The organism is Nocardia vinacea (assembly GCF_035920345.1).
Taxonomy (GTDB): domain Bacteria; phylum Actinomycetota; class Actinomycetes; order Mycobacteriales; family Mycobacteriaceae; genus Nocardia; species Nocardia vinacea_A.
In genome coordinates this window covers 3,324,590-3,344,611 of sequence record NZ_CP109149.1, presented here as the reverse complement: position 1 = coordinate 3,344,611, position 20,022 = coordinate 3,324,590, and the positions used below count along the sequence as shown (strand labels likewise).

The 20,022-nt window shown below is 61.6% G+C and carries 29 protein-coding genes, 1 tRNA gene and 1 pseudogene; 3 read left to right on the top strand and 28 right to left on the bottom strand.

Annotated elements, in window-relative coordinates; all coding sequences use genetic code 11:
* Window positions 1–7 precede the first annotated feature (7 nt).
* The 20 genes from OIE68_RS15510 to OIE68_RS15415 form a co-directional block, all read right to left on the bottom strand.
* Window positions 8–592 (bottom strand): hypothetical protein, encoded by a 585-nt coding sequence (locus OIE68_RS15510; RefSeq protein ID WP_327100064.1) that lies wholly within the window; start codon window positions 590–592, stop codon window positions 8–10.
* 50 nt (window positions 593–642) lie between these two features.
* A complete protein-coding gene (locus tag OIE68_RS15505; RefSeq protein ID WP_327100063.1) occupies window positions 643–1,050 on the bottom strand; it encodes a hypothetical protein in 408 nt (135 codons plus the stop codon).
* Entirely contained in the window at window positions 1,047–1,319 is a 273-nt protein-coding gene (locus OIE68_RS15500; RefSeq protein ID WP_327100062.1) for a hypothetical protein, read from the bottom strand. Before OIE68_RS15500 ends, OIE68_RS15505 begins: the two co-directional genes overlap by 4 nt.
* A complete protein-coding gene (locus OIE68_RS15495; protein WP_327100061.1) occupies window positions 1,320–1,685 on the bottom strand; it encodes a hypothetical protein in 366 nt (121 codons plus the stop codon).
* Entirely contained in the window at window positions 1,682–2,140 is a 459-nt protein-coding gene (locus OIE68_RS15490; RefSeq protein WP_327100060.1) for a Gp19/Gp15/Gp42 family protein, read from the bottom strand. Before OIE68_RS15490 ends, OIE68_RS15495 begins: the two co-directional genes overlap by 4 nt.
* A gap of 15 nt (window positions 2,141–2,155) precedes the next feature.
* Window positions 2,156–2,392, bottom strand: a complete 237-nt coding sequence (locus tag OIE68_RS15485) for a hypothetical protein (protein WP_327100059.1) — start codon at window positions 2,390–2,392, stop codon at window positions 2,156–2,158.
* Window positions 2,392–3,342, bottom strand: a complete 951-nt coding sequence (locus OIE68_RS15480) for an SU10 major capsid protein (protein WP_327100058.1) — start codon at window positions 3,340–3,342, stop codon at window positions 2,392–2,394. Before OIE68_RS15480 ends, OIE68_RS15485 begins: the two co-directional genes overlap by 1 nt.
* A gap of 53 nt (window positions 3,343–3,395) precedes the next feature.
* On the bottom strand, window positions 3,396–4,040 hold the full coding sequence (locus OIE68_RS15475; RefSeq protein WP_327100057.1) for a hypothetical protein: 645 nt from the start codon (window positions 4,038–4,040) through the stop codon (window positions 3,396–3,398).
* Between the two features lie 55 nt (window positions 4,041–4,095).
* On the bottom strand, window positions 4,096–5,031 hold the full coding sequence (locus OIE68_RS15470) for a hypothetical protein (protein WP_327100056.1): 936 nt from the start codon (window positions 5,029–5,031) through the stop codon (window positions 4,096–4,098).
* Window positions 5,031–6,521, bottom strand: coding sequence for a phage portal protein (locus OIE68_RS15465; protein ID WP_327101682.1), 1,491 nt, complete (start codon window positions 6,519–6,521; stop codon window positions 5,031–5,033). The genes OIE68_RS15470 and OIE68_RS15465 overlap by 1 nt, the downstream gene beginning before the upstream one ends.
* Window positions 6,522–6,546: 25 nt before the next feature.
* Window positions 6,547–8,343: a hypothetical protein gene (locus OIE68_RS15460; RefSeq protein WP_327100055.1), complete on the bottom strand. Its 1,797-nt coding sequence runs from the start codon at window positions 8,341–8,343 to the stop codon at window positions 6,547–6,549.
* Complete coding sequence (locus OIE68_RS15455) at window positions 8,333–8,644, bottom strand: hypothetical protein (protein ID WP_327100054.1); 312 nt, start codon at window positions 8,642–8,644, stop codon at window positions 8,333–8,335. Before OIE68_RS15455 ends, OIE68_RS15460 begins: the two co-directional genes overlap by 11 nt.
* A 129-nt stretch (window positions 8,645–8,773) precedes the next feature.
* Window positions 8,774–9,217, bottom strand: coding sequence for a hypothetical protein (locus OIE68_RS15450; RefSeq protein WP_327100053.1), 444 nt, complete (start codon window positions 9,215–9,217; stop codon window positions 8,774–8,776).
* Between the two features lie 303 nt (window positions 9,218–9,520).
* A complete protein-coding gene (locus tag OIE68_RS15445) occupies window positions 9,521–9,886 on the bottom strand; it encodes an HNH endonuclease signature motif containing protein (RefSeq protein ID WP_327100052.1) in 366 nt (121 codons plus the stop codon).
* A 7-nt stretch (window positions 9,887–9,893) separates the two neighbouring features.
* Window positions 9,894–10,049, bottom strand: a complete 156-nt coding sequence (locus tag OIE68_RS15440) for a hypothetical protein (RefSeq protein ID WP_327100051.1) — start codon at window positions 10,047–10,049, stop codon at window positions 9,894–9,896.
* 268 nt (window positions 10,050–10,317) lie between these two features.
* Complete coding sequence (locus OIE68_RS15435) at window positions 10,318–10,677, bottom strand: hypothetical protein (RefSeq protein WP_327100050.1); 360 nt, start codon at window positions 10,675–10,677, stop codon at window positions 10,318–10,320.
* On the bottom strand, window positions 10,677–10,916 hold the full coding sequence (locus OIE68_RS15430; RefSeq protein ID WP_327100049.1) for a helix-turn-helix domain-containing protein: 240 nt from the start codon (window positions 10,914–10,916) through the stop codon (window positions 10,677–10,679). Before OIE68_RS15430 ends, OIE68_RS15435 begins: the two co-directional genes overlap by 1 nt.
* A gap of 60 nt (window positions 10,917–10,976) precedes the next feature.
* Window positions 10,977–11,279, bottom strand: a complete 303-nt coding sequence (locus OIE68_RS15425) for a hypothetical protein (RefSeq protein ID WP_327100048.1) — start codon at window positions 11,277–11,279, stop codon at window positions 10,977–10,979.
* Window positions 11,280–11,674: 395 nt separating this feature from the next.
* Window positions 11,675–12,016, bottom strand: coding sequence for a hypothetical protein (locus OIE68_RS15420; protein WP_327100047.1), 342 nt, complete (start codon window positions 12,014–12,016; stop codon window positions 11,675–11,677).
* A complete protein-coding gene (locus OIE68_RS15415) occupies window positions 12,013–12,972 on the bottom strand; it encodes a hypothetical protein (protein WP_327100046.1) in 960 nt (319 codons plus the stop codon). Before OIE68_RS15415 ends, OIE68_RS15420 begins: the two co-directional genes overlap by 4 nt.
* 14 nt (window positions 12,973–12,986) lie before the next feature.
* Here OIE68_RS15415 and OIE68_RS15410 point away from each other — a divergent pair, with 14 nt between their 5' ends.
* Complete coding sequence (locus OIE68_RS15410) at window positions 12,987–13,274, top strand: hypothetical protein (protein ID WP_327100045.1); 288 nt, start codon at window positions 12,987–12,989, stop codon at window positions 13,272–13,274.
* A gap of 90 nt (window positions 13,275–13,364) precedes the next feature.
* On the opposite strand, the gene OIE68_RS15405 is transcribed toward OIE68_RS15410, so the two are convergent.
* The 6 genes from OIE68_RS15405 to OIE68_RS15380 all read right to left on the bottom strand — a co-directional run bounded on the left by OIE68_RS15405 (window position 13,365) and on the right by OIE68_RS15380 (window position 17,275).
* Window positions 13,365–13,739: a hypothetical protein gene (locus OIE68_RS15405; RefSeq protein ID WP_327100044.1), complete on the bottom strand. Its 375-nt coding sequence runs from the start codon at window positions 13,737–13,739 to the stop codon at window positions 13,365–13,367.
* 60 nt (window positions 13,740–13,799) lie between these two features.
* Complete coding sequence (locus OIE68_RS15400; protein WP_327100043.1) at window positions 13,800–14,006, bottom strand: hypothetical protein; 207 nt, start codon at window positions 14,004–14,006, stop codon at window positions 13,800–13,802.
* Window positions 14,003–15,307, bottom strand: a complete 1,305-nt coding sequence (locus OIE68_RS15395; protein ID WP_327100042.1) for an AAA family ATPase — start codon at window positions 15,305–15,307, stop codon at window positions 14,003–14,005. Before OIE68_RS15395 ends, OIE68_RS15400 begins: the two co-directional genes overlap by 4 nt.
* An 11-nt stretch (window positions 15,308–15,318) precedes the next feature.
* Complete coding sequence (locus tag OIE68_RS15390; RefSeq protein ID WP_327100041.1) at window positions 15,319–16,170, bottom strand: helix-turn-helix domain-containing protein; 852 nt, start codon at window positions 16,168–16,170, stop codon at window positions 15,319–15,321.
* A 402-nt stretch (window positions 16,171–16,572) separates the two neighbouring features.
* Window positions 16,573–16,887 (bottom strand): hypothetical protein, encoded by a 315-nt coding sequence (locus OIE68_RS15385; RefSeq protein ID WP_327100040.1) that lies wholly within the window; start codon window positions 16,885–16,887, stop codon window positions 16,573–16,575.
* 163 nt (window positions 16,888–17,050) lie between these two features.
* Complete coding sequence (locus OIE68_RS15380; RefSeq protein WP_327100039.1) at window positions 17,051–17,275, bottom strand: hypothetical protein; 225 nt, start codon at window positions 17,273–17,275, stop codon at window positions 17,051–17,053.
* Between the two features lie 326 nt (window positions 17,276–17,601).
* On the opposite strand from OIE68_RS15380, the gene OIE68_RS15375 reads away from it, so the two are divergent.
* Window positions 17,602–17,784 carry a hypothetical protein gene (locus tag OIE68_RS15375; protein ID WP_327100038.1) on the top strand — a complete coding sequence of 61 codons (183 nt, stop codon included), beginning with the start codon at window positions 17,602–17,604 and terminating at the stop codon, window positions 17,782–17,784.
* Window positions 17,785–17,809: 25 nt separating this feature from the next.
* On the opposite strand, the pseudogene OIE68_RS15370 reads toward OIE68_RS15375, so the two are convergent.
* Together OIE68_RS15370 and OIE68_RS15365 are read right to left on the bottom strand one after the other, a co-directional pair.
* Window positions 17,810–17,995 (bottom strand): annotated as a pseudogene (locus OIE68_RS15370) (DnaB-like helicase N-terminal domain-containing protein); the annotation flags it as partial.
* Window positions 17,996–18,420: 425 nt separating this feature from the next.
* Window positions 18,421–19,785, bottom strand: a complete 1,365-nt coding sequence (locus OIE68_RS15365) for a site-specific integrase (protein ID WP_327100037.1) — start codon at window positions 19,783–19,785, stop codon at window positions 18,421–18,423.
* 129 nt (window positions 19,786–19,914) lie between these two features.
* On the opposite strand from OIE68_RS15365, the gene OIE68_RS15360 reads away from it, so the two are divergent.
* Window positions 19,915–19,982, top strand: a tRNA-Val gene (locus OIE68_RS15360).
* The last annotated feature ends 40 nt before the right edge of the window (window positions 19,983–20,022 follow it).

Here is a 20,022-nt window from a genome sequence, read left to right as displayed (position 1 = left end):
GGGGGGATTACGCGGAGAACACGCCGTCGTCGAAATACCGATACGTCTTCTTGCCGGCGGTGTCCTTGAATGCGTCGACCACGACGTTGAAACCAGCCAGCTCGCCAGCGACGAACGACCGCTCGGTGGTCTCGGTGATCTTGGCGTTGGGCAGCACGATCCGCTTCTTGCGCAGACCGTTAGCCATGTCGAAGATCCACGACCGCAGCGGCAGGACCGAACCCGTCTCGTTGACGGTGATCAGGGTGCCGGTCGTGCTGGTCGCCGCGGTGACAGTCACGTTCTCGGGGCCGAACACTTCCTGCAGGACATCGGCATCCCAATAGGCGTAGAGCGTAAAACCGAATCGCACGCTGTGCCCGTTCTGCAATTGGGCAATGTCGTCGGCATTCCAATCTTTGATGACGTTGACGGTGCGTTCGCCCTTGGGTTCGACGCCGTCTTCGGACACGAAGCCGAGAGGCTTGAACGCGACGTTCGGGGTGGCCGCGACAGTGGTCGGCAGAGCGGTGCCGATGGGTGCGACGAGGATGCCGCCGGTCACGGTATTCGGAGTGCCCGCACCGATCTTGGTGACGTCATTAACAGCCATTGTTGTTGTCTCCCTTGGGGATTTGCGCAGGCCCAGGGGAAGTGAAGAAGCTAGTCGGGGAGTGCCGTGCCGGTCGTGAACAGCTCAGCTGTGACGATGTAGCGCGGTGTATTGGTGTCGGGATCAGGGCTGGAGATGAGTCCAAGGTCTTTGACCTTGTCGACCCACACCGACCCCACATAGCCCGGAGCGATGGCACCGATCAGTGCCCGCACCAGCGCCCCCAAATCGTGGGCGCCGGTACCAAGAGTGTCGTTGCATTCGGCGACAACCCGCGGCCGATCAGTGACGAGATTGCCGGTCAACCCGCCGATGCGAGCCACACGCACGAAGCGCGTAGGACGTTCAGCGGGAACCGCATTCACCACCGGAACAGATACGCCGCGGTCGGCCAGAACTGCCGCCAGATGGTCGGCAAGCGCAACCTCGATGTCACCGAAGATGACTGCCGGGTTCATGGCCGATACGCCTGCATCGCGTCGAGGGCACGACCCATCAGAATATGGTCGCGTGCCTCACGGTTACGAGCGTGCGGATGCGCGGCGATAACCGCTGCACGAGCACGAGTCGTCTGATGCCCGGCGCGAGCAATGAAGCCCTCGCCCGCTGCAGCAGAGCCGACCTTGGCGTAGTCGTGCAGGACGTCTTTCAGCTTCTCCAGGTTGCGGATCTCCTGGAACGCGTCTGGGTATCGCCACACGATGCGGGGTTCGTCGCGACGTGCCATCTACCCCACCACCTTTCGCAGTGCTACGACCCCGCCAGGTTGGAAGCCATGAGGGCCGTAGTTGTAGTCCCGTACTCCGCCGGCAACTTCGAACCGTCCCGCTGGTCCAGAGGGAAGGTCGATCAGGCTGCGATCGGTGGGGGAGAAGCCGGGCGGGGTGAGCAGCAGGACGGAGATATTGACGCGATCCGGGTGACCCGCGATGAACGGATCGTCGAACGTTGGCGTATACCAGCCGTAGACCCGAACGGGCGTGCCGTCCTGGTCGACTGCTGGCGTGAACGTCGCCGGATTACGGTGAGGATCAACACCATTCGCGGTGCGTTCGTGATACAGGACTGTCCACGGTGTAGGCAGGAAACTCACGATTGCGGCTCCCAACCCCACCAAGGCATACGGGTGCCCACATCCTCAGCGAGAGGGTTGATGGTGAACGCCTTACGGCGCGTTCCACCAGGAGACAACTGACGGCGCTCGGTCGCGGTCAGATACAGGTTGCCCATCGGATTCGAGTACGTGGTCTGCTGCGTGTACGGGCCGCCGACCTTCATCTCTGAAGACACGCCATCGCCACCGCTGGTCCCACCGATCAAGGCGCGCTTGACCGCAGTGACCGAAACGAACTTCGGGATCGTGGGATCAAGTGCATTCGCCGGCCGCGGATCCTCGGCGTAGCTGGCAATGCGGTCGTCGATGTCGGGCCACTCGGACCTGATCAGCGCCGCGACGTAGCCGAGGAGAACGGTCGCCCGTTCCTCCTCGTCATCGTCGAGGGGACGCCACAACGCTTCCAGATCAGTGGATGTCGCGAAGTCAGCCATGCCGCCCCCTCACCATCACTGCTCGGGAACCGGGGAAGGCTTGTCGGCCTTGACCTCGGTGATTCCGTAGTCCTCGACCTTGCGCAGCCGGGCCGCTACCTTCGCGTCGCTCGTCTCGAAGCGGTAGACGCGCCGGGTGACGCCGTTGACCAGGCCGGTCGATTCGTTGTCGAGCACGAACTTCGCCCACGGATCCGTGCCATCCTCGGAGAACTCCACGCCGTGAGTCGCGTGGAAAACGACAACTGCCATCAGCTCAGATCCTTGATGGCGCCGTGGTAGACCTCCGGGCCGTACTCCAAGCCGACCTCGCCGTACAGCTGATATTTGGTGCTCGCACCGGTCTTGGCCAGCGGCTCGACGAAGAGAGTGCCGTTGGGAGTGGCGAGCCACACCGGGCGGCACACCGCCAGGTCGAGGATGCCGATCTGGCCGGTAGGCATCCAGCGGTTGAGCATCACACCGAAGGTGCCGAAGTCGGTCACGATCGTGTCGACAGCGACACCGCCGATATTGCGGGTCTGAGTCGGCTGGTTCAGGGTCGCAGTCGCGTACAGGTTCGACAGCGCGATCTTCTGCGCCGGACCAACCATGAACACGGTCGACGCCTGATTCAGGGTCGAACCCGCGGTGAACATCGCCGACAGGGCGTTGTCGACGATCGCCTTCGAGATTGCGCGCGGGGTACCGCCGTTGGCGAACACGTTGGTGGTGATCGCGGTCAGGATGCCGCGGGTGGTGCGCGGGGTCGCATTCGTACCCGGCTTGGCGTAAACGCCGGTGAGGAACGACTTTTCGACGTCGACCGCAACCTTGCGCAGCTTCAGGTCAATCTGTCGGCTCAGCTCATCGCGAACCGGATTGGCCTCTTCGTTGTTGATGCCCGCGTGCAGGCCAACCGCTGCCTGCTTGGTGTAGCTGACCTCGATGGCTTCCTGATGGATCTCGACCACGTTGGAGACGTTTGCCCGCGAGACACCCGAAGCGGTCGGCGCAGCCGCGCCTTCAACTTTCGAGTTGTTTACGCTGGTCGACTCCAGGTCTTCGGTCTGCCACTCGAACTCGACCGAGTTGGTGGTTGCCCCACCGGTCAGGCCGCCGATGGCAGACAGGAACGGGGTGTCGGAAGGCGCAACCTGGTACAGCTCGCCTGTGTAATTCGGCAGGTTGAAAACGGTTCCCTGCCCGCTGACAGTAGCCATTTAGCTACTCCTTATCGTTGGATTGTCTGGGCAGGCCAAACGTGCCCGCCTGATCAGTGTTTGGTTTGCTGACTGAGTTGCAGCAACATGTCAGCCTTGACGGCCTTCGCCTGCGCCCAGTCGCCAGCGCGCTCGCTCTCCTGCACCCGCTGCGACGGAGTCAACGACGGGTTACCGGACTGCCCCTGAGCCGGGTTCGGCCGCATCCCCGCCGGTTGCTGGACGCGAGCGAGATACGGTTCACGCTTCAGCAATTCGTCGAGATCGGTCTTCAATCGAGCCGAGTCGATCTCGCCCTGATCGTCGACGTAGCCCGTCAAGTCGCCGAGTAACTTGACCGCGATAGCCGGGTTGGCGAATTCCGCGGCAAGGGATTTCGCCTCACCGACAACCGCGCGATCGCGGAAGCTTTCGGCCTGGGCAGCGAAGCGTTTCGCCTCATCCTGTGCACGCTCCAACTCCGACATCTGCGCCGAAGTCAGTTCATCGAACTGCTTGGCCTTGACAGCGTTCTCCTTGGCGCGCTTCTCCTGAGTGCTGGCGATGTCCTTGTACTTCGCCAGCTTCGCTTGAAGCTCTTCGACCGTTTCGGTCGACTGCGGAACGCCATCGCCAGGAGTGTCGGTAGGCGGGGAGTCCACGGCGGCGGTACTCGCCTGATCGGCTTCAGCGGTGGGGGTGATGTTGTCTTCAGACATGTTGGTACTGCTCCCGTTTCGGGTTTGTCCGCAACCGTTTCGGTGGCGGAAAGAACTAGTGGATCCCCTGCTGGCGGCGAAGCTCAGCCAGAATCGTCTTCAGGTCCCCGGAGCGCACAGCGTCACGGGCGTCGGTGTACTGCTGATACAGCGCATCCGGGTCGTAATGCTCGGGATACTCGTCGTCATCCCAGAACGGCACAGCCTGGCAATCGCAATCGTCGTGATATGAGTCGCCGAGTTTGCGTTTCCCTCGGGTGCGTCCACGCCGCCCGATGACCTGCGACGCAGCGGCGCGCGAGCTGTACACCGCGCCACGCGACGCCATCACCAGACAGAACGCACAGGTGACCTCGCCTTGCGGGACGCGCGCCCATTGGGCGTCTGCCGGATCGCCCTCGACAGATTCGACGATAGTGTCCCGCGCCGGTTGCATGATCAGGCGTTGCGACGATCGAGTGAGTCGACTCGCGATCTCCTCCGGAGTCGGCTCCTCCAACTCGGGTGTATCGCCCGCGGCGTCTTCCGCATCAGGAACCTCGGGCGTATCCACCAAGGAATCAGGGTTTACCTGCGCATTCGAGCGAATCGAATCACCCGCGGAGTCACCGAGCCCATCGGCAACGATGCCGTCTTCGGCGCCGTGATCCGGCGTGGACAACTCCGAGTCGCTGCCCGGCGGTGTCCACAACCGGGGCCGGGGCGCGGACGCCCACGCAACGACTCGACGTGCCTGCTCGACCGGAATCGGTTCAGCCGCTACCGCTTTGAACCCACGACGCGCACGCGACTTCGCGCGCATATCGTCATAGAAGTCGGCAGCGATCGACGCCGCGCCGCGGCCCGCCGCTCGCAGCAACTCCGTATAGAAGTCAGCCAACGCATCCGGCGCCGGCGCCGTCGCCATGAACGTCGCGAGCCGCGCCCCGGCAACAGCAACGAGAGCCTTCGTCGCAGCCGAGTACTCTTCGACCTCTGCCGTCGTAGCCATCAGGCAGCCGTCTGTTCCGAGCTGGGTGGCAACTCCGGTTGCGGGTTCAGGGCACCCATCAAATCGGCGATATCCTTGCGGCCACGCGCCGCGCGACGATCAGCATTGATGCGCTCCCGCTCCAGCGCCGAATACCCGACCCTCTCCAAAGCGACATCCGACTCCGGTGGAATCATCTTCGCCTGAATCTGCTTGGTCACCGCATCGGTGTCAGCGGCGGGCGTAGGAATACCCGTTGGCGCCCAGTCGGTTTCCATCCGATTCGCATCCGGGGGAAGCTTCCGATCACGGATGTAGAGTGCGATCCGCTGCGCTTCCTCCCAACGGCCACCGAACCCCGTCGCCTTCTGGTCCGCGCGGGTCTTCAACCTGAAGTCGGAAATCCGAATCGCATCCGCAGAGGCGGGGTTGCCGTCAGACAGGATGCCGAGGTACTGCGGGGGCAGCCCGGTCAGTGCTGACATCTGCCTGGCGTCTATGTCGTGCAGCTTTGTGAACGGCTCAGGGCTCACCGCATCGAAAGTGCCTACCTGCGGCAGGTTCCCGTGCTCGTCGGCTTCGAGGGCGAGGATGCGACCGATGTAGGTTTGCCACGCCGTCTTGCTGGTGCCGTCAGCGTTCTGAAACGCGGACTCGGCAGCAGCGATGATGTACCGGGGTGGGGCCGCGTTGATCTCCCGCGAGACCTCCATAGCGCACATGTTCCGGGCAGCCCGGTCGACCGTGTTCCGCCAAGCATGAGTGATCTCGGACGCGCCGCACCGTTGACGGACACGCGGCCGGTTGACCAACTGCACTACGGGCAGCATCGGCAGCCACTTGTGGTCATCACGATCCGTGACTTCCCAACCCTTTTCGCCACGCACCAAATGGACGGTCGACCCGACGACGTACAAGGCCGCGCGCTGACGGAAGTAGTGCTCGCTGGTCGGATCGGTGTCGATGTAGGTTTGCAGGGCCGCAGTCGCGGCACGCCGCCGCGGGTCCCAATGCACGATCATGTCGAACGGCGACTCGATCGTGATGACCGGTTGCCCGCCACCCTCACGGGCGCCGATGACTATCGGGCAACGCCCGTAGACCATTGCGTCGAGATGCGCCAGCGGCGATTCTTCGGCGAGGTTGTTTGCAGCCCAGACATCCCACAGATCGGCGACAGTCTCCGTCGATGACGGCAACCGGAAACCCTGTACTGCAAGACGCTCATTCAACGCGGTGACACCGATCTCAGGCCAACCGAGAATCGAGCGCAGCCATTGCAATTCAGGGGGAATAGCGATGCCCAGGGTAGTGATCGGCTCCAGGCCCTCGAAGTACAGACCCGACATGATCATCTCGGCACGCTCATCGAAGAGGCGACGCCCTAGATGCGAAGCTAACGCCGCTTCTTCAGGCGACAATGCCGATGCGGTGTCTTTCACCATGAAAGTGAAGTCAGTTGCAGGTTCGGGCAAGGGTTGCAGAGGCGACAGCAGGCTTGAAAAATTCACTGGCAAAGCGCGTACACCTCCTCATTCAGTCCATGACTCGTACGCGTCCCTTACCGGGCGGGCGTTTCTTAGTTGGGGTTCGCGCTAACCACATTCGCCGCATCAGACGGGCACCGACTGCGCAAACTGCGGCATCGATCTTCCGCCGGCTTTCCCTGTGCTCTTTCGTCAGAGAAACACCATGTTTCGTCTGATTGCGCTTCGCGTTCTTGACATGCTGTTCAAGCAATTTATTTCCATCGTGCTTGAACTGTTCTTCGGAAACCGCCGTAATGAATAGCTCAGCTTCTTCAACAAACATGCTCTGCTGGGTGTATCCGCTCATGTCCCAAGACACGAGATGCCGACGATGCCCAGTGTTGACCGCAGGCAAATTGGCTAGCTCCCGCGCAAAGTCGGTAGCCCACCTATCGGCGTACGGGCGCCAATACTGTTCGCCGCTCTCATCATCGCGAGCATGGGAAAGGTCAGCCCAGAACCCGACAATGGTGTAATCGCCGAAAGCCTGACGGACTGTCCGATCCACTTTCTCGCGGTCTTGCTTCCAATCATCAGGGCTACGCGGCGGGCGCTCCCAAATGCCGAGCGTGAAAATGTAGCCGTCGCTGATTCGGCAAGCGATCAACGCGGTAGCATCGTCACTCTTCGAGCCATCGAAGAACATCACTATCGGTTCATCTGGGCCAACCACCTGCGGCAAAACCATATTCGCCCAGCAGTCCGGGTACTGCATCCAATCCTCATCATTGGAAAGCACCTGGTTGTACCACTTGCGGCGTGACTCGCTCGCCGAGTTACCCGGCTTGATGATCGACTTGACAATCGACCCCTTCGGCCTGATATCAAGCCAAACAGAATCGCCGCGGACAGCACGCAAAACCTCGGGCGCATCCTCGCCCGTCAGGGGCGCATCAGCGGGAGCTTCCAAACTGTCGTACAGCAAACCCAATTCAGCCACCGCCAAATCAGGATTCGCAACCGACTTGTCATAGTCCTCTCGCATCTGCCGCCCAACAGACTCTTCATTACTGCGATGGGCATTGCAGATATCCAGCACTCGCGCCACAGTCTCAGACTTCGCGGCATTGCCGTCGAGCGCTCCAGCCATCTCAAATCCGCGATTGGACTTTTGCCAGTTCTGTGTCTCATTCCGAATCACCATGGTCGGTCGGCCGCCCTCAATTGACAGAGGGTTACTCGTGACGGCCTCAATTCGGCGAGTCCCATTCAGACCAAATACGGTAAGAGAGTTTATCTGGATACCGAAATGCTTCCGTGTCTCCAGAGGAATCAACGACGGAAACAGGCCCATCGTATTAGCGGTCTGCTTCTCGCTGACCGCAACAACTTGCACCCAGGCCGCAGACTCTTCACGTCCCACCGGCTCACCCTTGACATCGAAATGATCGAATGTCACCTCAGCGAACATCGCCGCCATCGCAAGACAAGCCGCAAGAGGATCCTTGCCGTGGCCCTTCAGGCGCTGCAAAACCGCAGACGGATAAAGGAAATCGCCATTCTCGTCGAGGGCAAACAGCCACAAGATGAAACGCGCTTGTTCGAGAGTGAATTGCCAGTCTTGCCCGTGCTTGTCGCGCAGCCAGTACCCGCACCAGGCCAGCACGCGCCAACCCAGCGTACGTTCCGGCAACAGCCAACCCGTTGCCGGATCCCACTGCCAGGTTGGGCCGATCTTGATCGGCTCCCACATCAGGTCTTGCGGGGGGAGCCTGCGCACGAGTTCGTCGCGGTACCAGTCGATTCGAGTGGTGTAGTGAGCTTCGGGGGAGACGATCAGTGCCGCGGTGCGCTTACGCGCCACCCTTGTGCCATCGCTTATTGGCGAGCCCGCGCATCTTGTCGGACAGATGTTCTGGCGAATCGTCAGCGCTGTCGTCGAGGTGCAGACGACCCACCAGAGTCGACAACACGCTTCGATGCATACGCAGTTCGCCGACCAGAGGATTGATAACCGTCTGCCCTTGGCTGCCCTCGATGAGCAGGTCTTCGTTGGCGAGACGCGCCGCGAGGGCGTCGATCAAATCGGCTTCGCAGCAAGCGTCTTCGAGAATCCGCAGCTCATCCGCACGCAGCTCGAAATCGTTCGCGATGCCGAACCACAAGGCCAAACCGCTCGGCCCCAAACCATCGGGGGAAGGAATCGGCATAGACGCCGAAGAATCAGAATCGGACATGTGGGTACTCCCCGTTTCGGGAATCGCCCACCCCCGTTGCGGCAGTGAGCTGGGATATCAGCCGAGGCCGATAAGCCCCAGCGCAGTCAGATCCGCGAGATGCGGCACCGAGCCCTTAAAAGGCAGACCGGTGATAGTGATGAAGCGACCGGTGCTGTACGCCTCGGTCGACAGGCCGTTCACGTTGCGCACACGGCCACGCCCTTCAGGCAGCAGGCCCCACACATGCAGGCCATCACCAGAGGGGGAGATCTCAATGTAGGTGGGCGGTAGCGCAGCGAGGAACGCACGCGCAGCCGCAGTCGGCACACCACCGACCAGGCAGTGATCCAAGTCAACGCAGCCGATGCCGTCGCCAAGCACGAAGCCGCGACGCTCGGCGCGGGCGACCTTCGAATGTGGCGCCCACGTAGCCGGGTTCGTGCTCGACGCAGGCGAACCATCCACCCTCACAGGCATCTTCGTGAACCGACCCTGCCGACGAACCGGCTTCCACAGCACCCACCGATCCCGCTTCAACAACTCGGCCGGAACCTGCGGGCGCCGCGCCCGATACGCCTTCTGTCGACACGCATTCGAGCAATAAGACGCACTACGCCCGCGGGCACCCATCGGCCCGAGCGGACCCCCGCACTGATCGCATCGCCTGATTGCCACGCCATCAGCATACCAGGGTCGTGTTACGAATTACCTAGCCTGACCTGGGTGTATGTCGAGCAACTGCTATGCGGTCGAGCCGGTCAGCCGAGGTCGAGCCTCTGACCTGGGCAAATGCCGAAGCTCCCGCACGCATGGGCGGTCCTGCTATGCCCCTGGGGGCGGCTGGGGACCGGCCAGGGGGCATTCCCCCAGGGGCTTGCGGCGGGGTTGCTCACTGGGGTGCAGTTCGGCGGGTCGTCGACCACGCTGGTTGCGTTCCTCAATGGCTGCAAGACGTTCGACCTCGGTCTTGGCTCGATGGTGTGGCTTGCAGAGTGTTTGCCCGTTGTCGAGTGTGGTTGTTCCACCTCGATATGTCGGGATGATGTGGTCGGCTTCCACGTCGCCGGCATGTGGTCTGCCCTGATAGCCGCAGACCGCACAACGGTAGTAGTCGCGGGCCTTGACCTGTCGCGCCCAGCTCTGGTGTTCGGCTGTGCTGGTCCGACCAGATCCCCAACGACGGCTCATGTGGTGGTCAGGCGATGTAGACGGTCGGCCGCAGTGGGGCCGGGTCGGTCTCGGCTGGGTCGTCCTGGTCGGCACGCTGGTCGACTGCGGTGGCTGCGTCGGTGACGGCTTGCTCGTCTGCGGTGTGTGGATCCGGTTGCGCGGCTGGGGTTTTGCGGGTCATCAGCTGAACAGTTCGAGGATGCTGAGGATGATGCGGATGACGCTGGTGATGGTGTCGAGGTCGATGCTCATGTCGTGTGTTCCTCTGGTTAGGAGATGTGGGTTAGGCGGATCAATGCCTGGATGATGCGCAGGATGACTGCGTCGATGAGGTCTTGTATCCGGCTGCGCATCAGAAGATGATCAGGTCTAGCGGCTGTGTGCCGTCGAATCGCATGTGCCATGGGTAGATGCGATTGGCGATTCGGGTGAGCCGGTTGGCCAGGTGCTTACGCAGCGGCCTCATTGGTCTGCTCCGGGTTCTCGGGGATCACCTCGACGTCGCGCACGAAGAATGTGAGGGTCACGCTGGGGAGTCCATCGGGCGCGTCGAGGTTGTTGACGATCGGCCCCTTCTCACTGATCAGCCAGGGGAATTCCTGTCCGTCGACCAACAGCTTCTTGTTTGTCGAATCCACCTCGACGTCCTTCGGGAAGAACGTCACCGTCACGGACGGCACATAGACCGAAGGGGGAAGGTTGTTGATGGTTGGTCCGTCTTCATTGATGTACCAGGGAAACTCGACGTCATCGACGTACAGCTTCTTGGTTGCGAGATCGAGGGTGACGCGATTCGCGAATTTCGGCATTAGAAGGGTTCCTTCATATCGCAGTTGCCGCAATACTTCTGGCATGTTGCCGGGCAGCCCTTGACTTGCCGCTCCATCCATTCGCGGACGTCGTCACGTAGATACCGGTATTGGCCGTGCACCTTGAAGCACTTCGGCCCCTTCTGCGGGTTCATGTGACGCCAGTTCGACAACGTCTTCGGCGAGTACCCGGTAAGGGCAGCGACTTGGCGAGGTGTGAGCCACTCGCGTTCCAGCATGGTGCCTCCTCCGCAGCTTGGTTGCGGTGAGGGTAGTAGCTTCGCCGCGGGCGGCTTTGGCTATGCGGCAATGATGTTGCTGGAGTGGGCATTCGGTTTGTCGGTGAACAAGCGTCCTGCCCAGATGCCGACGATGGTCTGTCCGGCTTCGTGGGAGAGCTGTTGGTGGTATTGCTCGCATTGGGTGCGCAGCGGGCAGCTGAGGCAGTATTCGGCCGCTTTGGTGTGGCGTTGCTGCCGGGCTTTGGTTTTCTCGCCGTCGATGCAGAAGTCCCAGAATGATCCGTGGTTTTGTCGCGCCCATTCTTGGTGTGGTTCTTGACGGCATGTTGCTGTTGCCCATTGGTCGCGTCGACGGGTCATTTGGCCTCTTTCGTACCGCAGCAAGAATTGATTGTGATCTTGGTCACGTAGACTGTTTTGGGGCGATTTCTGCCCGAATTTCGAGGCCGTGAACGGTGCCACTCTGTGGTTGAAGGCTGTTGCCCGCTCGCCTCCGGGACGCAAAGGAACTCGCGTCCCGGAGGCGATTCACCAACCCGCCGTGAGGAGGGAGATTGATTCCCCATGGAGTGTGAATAGCGCTTCTATCAGCGCAAATGAATTGCCGACTGGCTGGGTGGATTGCTCGGACGATAGTGTATTCAGATGGTGTGGTCCGGCGTTTCTGTCGACCCGTAGCCGTTTTTGGCATGGGGGAATCCAGGGCTGTTTTTATCTTACCGGAAGAGTCAAATCGTGTTCCGGATGATGGAAGGTCATGCTGCACGGTTACGCGCCTCCACGGCTAGAATTTCCGACACGAGATAGAGCGGTGCGCCCTTCCGTCCGCGGTTGGTTAATAGACCTTTTGACGCCCAGGCGTAGAGAGTCGAGGCGGGGACGGCGAAGTATTCTTCGATCTGTTTTGGCGGTAGTTCGGCTTCTAGGGCGGCTTCTACCGCTTCGGCGGGTAGTTCGGTGGGTGCGATCCATTTTTGTCCGCGCGCGCGTGCTAGCTCGTCGAGTTCGGTGCACTTGTCCGGGGCTGCAGCGCGTAGGGCGTTGCGGTAGATGCGGGCGATGTCGCGAGCCCATTCGAGGTTGCTGCGTCTGGTCATGCGGCGAGCGGGTTGTTCAGGCGCGTGAATTCGTCTTGGTCCCACACGTTGCCGCAGTTGCGGCAGCTAATGAGTTCCTGTTCGTGCTGGGCTATGAGTTTGCGTTGCCCGCAGACGTGGCAGGTTTCGACGGTGAGATAGGAGATTGTTGTCTCGGTGAGGCCGAGGATCTGTTGTGCGTGTCGATGGTAGTTGGCGAGCCGTATTACGGCTCCGACGCCATCGAGGGCTTCGCGGCCGAGGTAATCGCCCCCTTCGTAGTGGGGGAGTAGCGCATCGAAGAGGTGGGTGGGCTGGTCGATGAGTGTGCCGAGGCGTACGGATAGCGAGGTGAGGCATCGGTTGACGCGTTTTTGCGGATTGGTTGGGAAGTCGTCGAGGTCGCGATCGAGCCGTAATGCCCATCGCAACAGTTCGTCGTCGATTCGTGCCATCAGCTCGTACGCGTTCAAGTTGATCGGTACTGCGTGGCCTGGCGTGCGTTTCACGCGCGGCTCATTGGTTCGGGTGCCGGTTGGGTTGGTGGATGCCTGTGCGAGGGCTTGGTAGTCGTCTGCGAGTTTTCGGATGGCGTTGAAGGCGTGTTCTTCGCAGTTTCGGCAGAGTTTCCCGGCGTCTTCGATTGCTGCGCCGTGCATGTGGCCTTCGGTGTCGCGGTAGCGGTTTTGGCATTTTCCTCCGCGACGGCATTCATGTTGATGGTTGGTGTTAGGCATGCGATTGAACCTTGCCTCGGGAACCGGGTTGTGGTGAATTTTCCCCGGCGTGTGGGCGGTATTTTGCCCAAGATCAATTCTATTTGATGGATGCAATCTCGGATTTGCGAGCGGTCGACTATCCGATGCGTGCTTGGTATCCATGAGGCGCGCCGTATGAAACAACACGCCGGTCAGCCGGTAACGGCAATGAATCGGGGGCGATGTAGGCCGCGTATCTATCAATGCTTCAACCAACATCAGAGGAGCTGTACGTGGAACCTTGGGCAGTGGATAGTCCGTCCGATGGCTTGTTTCGCTTCGCGAACAACACCGGCGAACAGGCTGTGATGATCACGCTGACGCCGATCGGCAATGTCGAGCTGAAGCCGGTCAGCTCGGCCGAAATCCACGAGAACGCCGTGACGACGTCGCGCGGTCCGGGCGAGCACTTCGACCTGAAGATCAAGCGCAAGATCAGTGTCGGCAAGGCGGGTCTCCGCATTACCTGGACGACGCCGGGCCGAGGGCACAACAGTTGGGACTACAGCCTCCCGGAGTAGATGACCGATAGACGGGTGCCCACCGGCTGCGACTGGCTGTGGGCATCGGTCGTCGGAATGGTCTGCACGGGCAGGAGGTTCGGGGTGATGTCAGGCCGCGCGCTGACAGATGGGGCAACTCGGGGCGTGCTCGTGTTGCGGTGTGGCTGGGTTGACGCGTCCGTTCATGACGTCGTTGAGGTCGGTCCCGTACGGCACGAACCGGGCGCGGTGGTAGTCGGTTTCATTCGCGGCCTGCAACGCTTCGAACTGGTTGGGGTAGGGGATCACGTAGCCGGGGCCTTCATAGCCCCAACTGGTTCCGGCGACGACCCATACGCCGGTCGGTTCGGTGAGATCGCCGAAGTGCTCTACGAACCGCGTAAAGCTGGTGCAGTCCGTGCATCCGGGGTGAAGGCAGATCGGGCATCGGCCGGGCTCGTCCTGCTGCGCGGAATCGGTGTTGGATGGCAGGGGGTTAGGCATCTGTTGCCTCCGGGTTGGTGTGGATGGGTTGGGATGGTTTGATCTGGTGTCTCTACTGGTTCAGGGACTTTCGCCGTCCGGGTACCAGACTCTGCCCGCCTCTAGGAGGGCCGATGCTGCGGTGTATTCGCGGTCGTCGCCGTGCAGCAGCGGCAGAACGTCCGCGGCCCGGAATATTGGCGGTTTCAGGTGGGGCCAGTGGCGCGCGAAGGCTTCGACGACGCGGACGATGGTGTGCCCGTCGTTGGGCGGTGGCGCGACGCTCACTGCGACTTCCTTACCTGGTCGTAGTAGTCCGGATCCGCGGGCATCCACGGGAGAATCGGCGAGTGCTGAAGTTTCGAGGGCCAGTCGCGTTCTTCTCGGGATCCACGCCAGGACACGACGTCGACGATTTCGGCGCGGCCTTTGCCGGGGTCGTCTGCGGCGCGGGCGAGCCCGAATCCGAATTCGCTCCATCGGAGCCAGAGGCTAGCGCCAATCGGTGACATGTTGCGGCGGCCGTCACCGGTGGTTGCTTTGCCTGCGTGCGCTTCTGTGAGGAGTGCGAAGCCGTAGCGTTCGCGGAGTCCGTCGAGTACCCAGACGACGTCTCGGGCGGGTTGTTCTTCGTTCGGGTTCATTCGGTGGAGCTTGTAGAGGGGGCCGAGGACGAGGAGGTCGGGATTGGTGTCAGCGATGGCGCGTTCCAGCCAGGCCGTGTCGTCCCCGGTGCGCAGGTCGATGCCGGCGGGCCGTACTTCGATGGACATGGCGTCGTTCCAGTCGACTGCGGTGAGCCCGTGGTTGGCCCTGCGGTCGTTAACCATTCGCGTGACCCACTGGTAGCGGCGCCGGGATTGGGCGGGCGAGTTTTCGCAGTCGATGACGAGCACTCGTGCGCGGTAGCCGTCGCGGCCGAGAGGGTTCCCAGTGAAGGGATGCAATCCCGCAGCGAGCGTGCATGCGATCTGGGTACAGAGGACCGATTTGCCGCCGCCCTCGGCTCCCGTGAGGATGATGCGGTCCATGTGTTCGAGAAGTCCGGGCACGATCCAGTTGTGCTGCGACGATTGGGCGAGGAAGTCGCCCATCGGCGTGGGCGGGTTGCTGGTGGGGTCGGCGGCGATCTGCTCGGCTTCGTCGCAGGCGCGCCGCATTTCGGCGAGCGCAGCGTCGATGTCGGCGCGATCCGCACCTGACGTCCAGGCGCTGTCCATGCGTTGTGCAACACGAATTCCGGCCTCGGAGAGTTTCCGTGCGGCGGAGAGGTTTCGGATGCGCTCGGCGAGGACGGGCACGGAAGCGGGGACCGCTGCCGCCTGGTGGGCTTCGATGAGCACGGTTGGCGGAATCTTCCGGCCCGCGAGCCCACGGTTCTGGGCTTCGATGAGCACGGTTGTGGGGTCGACTGGTTTACGGTCGGCCATGAGGCTGCGAATGATGACCGCGACGTCTCGGAAGACTGGGGTGTACCAGTCTTCGGGGCGGATGCCGAGGAAGTGTGTGGCTGCCGCTTCGGGGGCGAGCATGACGGCGCCGATGAGGGCTTGCTCGGCGGTGAAGTCGTAGCTGTTGACATCAGTCACTGGTTTCGTCCTCAGATTTCTTGCCAGTTGGGGTTTATGGGTCGCGGGGTTTGGGGGGTGTAGCTGTCGCCGGAGACGGCGCGGAGCGGCGTGCTCCAGTCCTTCCAGGCGCGGTCGTTCAGCCATGTCCGCGCGTACGGCATGAAGCGGCGTTCTTTGGGTGTGTTCATTAGTCGCTGGGTTTCGGGGTCGGCGGCGAAACGGCGGGCTGCGTCGATCACCGTTTGAGGGTCGGCGCCTTCTTCGATCGCGCTGTCCCACTCGGCACGGGCTTCATCGCGCTTCGCATGCTTGGGATACGCGTCCCAGAACTCTTCGAATGGTTCGGCTTCGTCGGCCATCTCGACTGGATCGGGAACGACGGTGAGTAGTGGTGACTGGCGAACTTCGCGAGCGTCGTTTGCTTCTACTAACGCTTCACTAACGCTTTGTAGGACAGTGAGTCCGGGGGTTTTGGACTCACTGTCCGGTCCTTCTGGACTCAGTGTCCGGTCCTTTTTGGACTCAGTGTCCTGGGGTATGGCGGATTTCTTGCTCAGCTTTCGTGGCTTGCGGTGCACTTCACCTTGGTCGATCGTGCGAGTGAGATTCAGATTCCAAACAAGGGGGCGCTCATCCTTGGCGAGATGTGCGACAAGTTCGGGGTTTCCTGGCTTGATTAGACCGAGTGCCTTGAGTTTTTCGAGCGAGCGCCGGATAGTGCGGTCGGTGAACCCGGTCCGCAAAGCCAGGGTTTCCTGAGACAGCCACACTCCCTCGCCGCGTGGGCCAGCAACGTCGGCCATGATCATCAGCACGCACTTCAAGGTGCCGTCCTCGATCAGCACCTTCCGCGCAGCCCATCGGGTTGCCTGGACGCTCACGCAGCAGCCTCCATTCCTCCGGTGTTGGGTCGGGTGGCGCGGGATCGCATGGCACGCTGCACATCGAGCGGGATCACCGGCGCGAGACCGGCAGCGGTGATCGTGTCGGCAGCGGCCTGCCACGCCTCCAGTTGGTGGCTGTTGCGTCGGTGAGGGCGGGCGTATTGGCGCGGCCACGCGTCGCCGCCAGGCATACGGCGAGAAGCGGCGCGGCGACGACGCAATTGCGTGGGAACGGATTCGCGGGCTTGAAAACCGCTGGTCGCCTTGCTATTCTGAATCTCGTCTTCCAAAACTTCCCCCGATATTCGGATGGGTTGGTCTGCTTTTGCGGGCAGGCAAACGGAAATCCCAGAGCTGGACGCGAATGGCAGTCGCGTCCAGCTTCTTTCGTTACGTGGCTCAGAACTCGTCGAGGACTTCGATCGTGGTGTTCGTGAAGGATTCGACTTCGGTTGCGTCGGCCGCGACTCCGAGGATGCGGATCAAATCATCCGGCGTGTAGCCCATGCGAGGTCGGATAGTGGCGAACCCATCCGAGGCGATGTCGACTTCAGCGGTGAGCCGGGCGGGCTTGCGGCCCTTGATTTCCTGGATGATTTGTTCACCCGACGCCCGCTTCAACTCGACGGGGAGGTGGGCGAAGGCGTATTCGGCGGGCGAGCCGAAACCGAGTTCGGTGGCGAATTGAACAACGACGTTCTTCGCGGCGGTCATTGGTTTCTCCTGGGTGCGTTGAGGAACTCGCAATGGTTGCGGGTGGGTGAGGGGGCTGGACCGGGCTGCGTCGGCCACGAATCCAGTTGCGGCACCGCGAGATCGGCGTCGAGGGGGAGCCGATTGGCGGTGGTGAGAGAAGTTGACGAGCCCGGAAGGCCGGTCAGGCGGCCTCCGCGTGGCGCCGATTCGCGGCGCACTCGCGGTCAACAACCTTTTCGCTCGGCAGGGAACGCCAGAACCTTTCGACCGATTCGTAGTCCACGAGGACGGTCGCGCCGTAATAGCGTGCAGCCAGTCGGCCAGCGCGGATTTCTCGGCTGACGGATGGGATGGAAATGCCGATGAGGTCGCTCACGGTCTTCTGTGTCACTGCGAACGGCTTCATACTGACTGTGACGTCCGAGGGGGCGGCGTCTACGCCTCGGAGGCGTTCAACGGTAGGCTTGCTCATGCTCGGGTTGCTTCTCCTCGTTTGGAGCGGTTCGGGCTTGTACGGGTGGGGCGGCACCGAACTCTTTGGCCGGAGGCTGGTGCTGCTCCACTGTGCTTGATTGATTATGTATTTAGGGACCGACGTCTCTCCTTACCGCCGAATGTGATTCGGTGCGCTCGTCTCCTTGACTGCTCCAAACGATACATGCTCAATTTGGAGCAGTCAACTCGTGGCTACCGAATTGGACTGTACCGCTCGATACATGTACCGTTGAGTACATGAAGCTAGGCTCGGAGGCCGCCGAAGCTGCACTAACGGACTGGCGCGAGAACTACGAGCGGCGCGATTCGCTCGTGAGGCAGGCATACGATGCGGGCGTCAACGTCCACAGGATCCATATTTTGACAGGGATTGGCCGAAACACTATCTATCGCATCGTGGGCGAGACTGCGAAGCGCTGACCACGCCTTCCGTCGGTTAGATGTCCTTGAGGATCGCCTTTTTGGCGACGATTTCGGCGTAGCCCGCGTTGGCGGCGGTGGGCACCGTTTGGGGTAGAGGCACGCGAGGTAAAGTGGGCCGCCGATGCGTTTGAATTTCCCCTTGCGTCCAGGCCCCGGCGACGGTGACCGGGTCGGAGGGTTCGCTGCGGCCGTAGAGATCGAGAATTGAGTTGATGATGGTGCGACTTCAGCAGCTCGAACATGTGCTTCAGCTCGTTGACGTTGTCCGACCCGCGCGGCAGCACGTAGTTGCGGGCCGTAGCCGTCCTTGACTTCACTGGTGTCGCAAGTGTGCTGGATGTCTGCTCGTAACGTCTTCGGGCACGCGGTGACTTCGTAGAACTCTCCATGGCCAAGTCCCGGTTATGGGCAGACATATCGGAGGAAGTCTTCGGCGATGCAACGGTGTGCACGTTGTGGAAGAACTCAGTCATCTTCTTGCGGGCCTTCTTTCCGGCGTACATGACCGTGGTGTGGTCGGTCTTCAAGAACGACGACTCATCGACCCTTCGTCTTGAGGGGATATCAACGATGTCGCCGAGTTCCTGAAGGTGTAAGCGTTCTTCTTCAGCACCTTGGTGGCGTGTTCCCTACTCACTCCTCGATCGCGAGCAGCGCGTCCAAGTTGCCGAGCGCCTGACGCGCAAGGGTGAGGTCGACTTGCTGGTAACCACGGGTCGTGACCACGCTCGCGTGACCGAGGATCGCTTGGATCACCTTCGCGTCGACACCAGCTTCCAGAAGGAGCGTCGCCGTCGTACCCCGCATCGCGTGGACATCAACAGGTTTGGCGACTTTCGCCGCCTTCTGTGCTGCCTTCCAGCCGTTGCGGTCGGCGACGTCAGAGATCGGCGTCCCCCGGTCAGAGCACCAGCAGAGGTTCCAGGGATTCGGCTCCCACTTTTCTCGGTAGACCTTGAGGATTGCCGCCAGGGGAGCGGGCAGCGGCACGAGTCGGGCCGACTTGGTGGTCTTCGGGCGGGTCAGTGCGGCGCCCTTCCAGAGCGGGATGTGCTCGAACCCTGCCCGCACATCGAACCGCTTTGGGTCTTCGGAGTCTGCGCCCGGTTTGAGCGGCAGCCATTCCAGCTGCCATGCGAGATCGAGTGTGCCTTTCTCTAAATCGACACGGTCCCACTGCAATCCGAGGATTTCGCCTTGGCGCCCGCCGAGCATGAGCCCTGCCGCCCAGCGCGTGACCAGGCTGTCGCCTTCGCCCATCGCCGCCAGCAACACGGAGCGAGCCTCAGCGGAAGTCAGCGCGCCGTGCGACTCCGACAGCACTTGAGGTTTGGTGACCAACTCGGCGACGTTGCGGTGAGCGATACCTTCGGAGACTGCGTCGCCCAGTGCTGCACTCAGCACGTTGTGCGCTTCCTCCACGCTGCGCGTGCTGTACGGGATCTGCTTCTTCTCACCGGTCTCCGGGTCGCGACCTGTGTAGGTCGATTCGAGGATCCACTTGTGCATGTGCCGGACATGTTCGGGTCGCAGCTGTGCCAGCTTCTTCGGGCCGATCGCCGGGATGATGCGGGTGTTGATCGCCGAGCGGTATGACTTCCACGCGTGGGGACGCATCCGGGGCTTGGCGATCTCGTCGATCCACCGCAGCAACCACGCCTCCACGGTGAGCGTCTTGTCCAGTTGGTCCATGCCCTTCGCGATGTCCTCGCGAAGCTTGTTGAGCTTGTTGACCGCGGTCGCGTGATCCTTGGAGTAGACAGGCTTGCTTCGCCGGCGCTTCCCGTCCGGCCCGGGAGGCAGCTCGACACGCCCGACCCACATCCCGTCTCCGCGCTTATACAGCCCGCCTTCGCCCTTCTCTCGGCGCGCCCGTTCGCGTTCCTTGTCGATCTGTTTGAGGGTGCGCTTGACCGCAGCGACGCGCTTGATGAGATCCGCTTTCGTCTCGGCGGTCACCTCAACCGACGCGATCCACTGGCCGTCTCGTAGTTCCATTTCTATCCCTCGGCTCGATGCCACTTGTGTTGACCAAGTGTGGCCTATGACTGTAGCCTGCAATAAATTGATCCAGACTGATTCAGACGTCAAACAGTCTATCTACCAGGGAAAATGAAGGGAGTGACCAGTGCCTGAATTGCGAGTACTTCCGCCTCACACGCGGAAGGTCGCTGGTTCGAAACCAGCTGGGACCACCCACTGGACAAGGTCGGTGCACTACGAGTGCCCGACCTT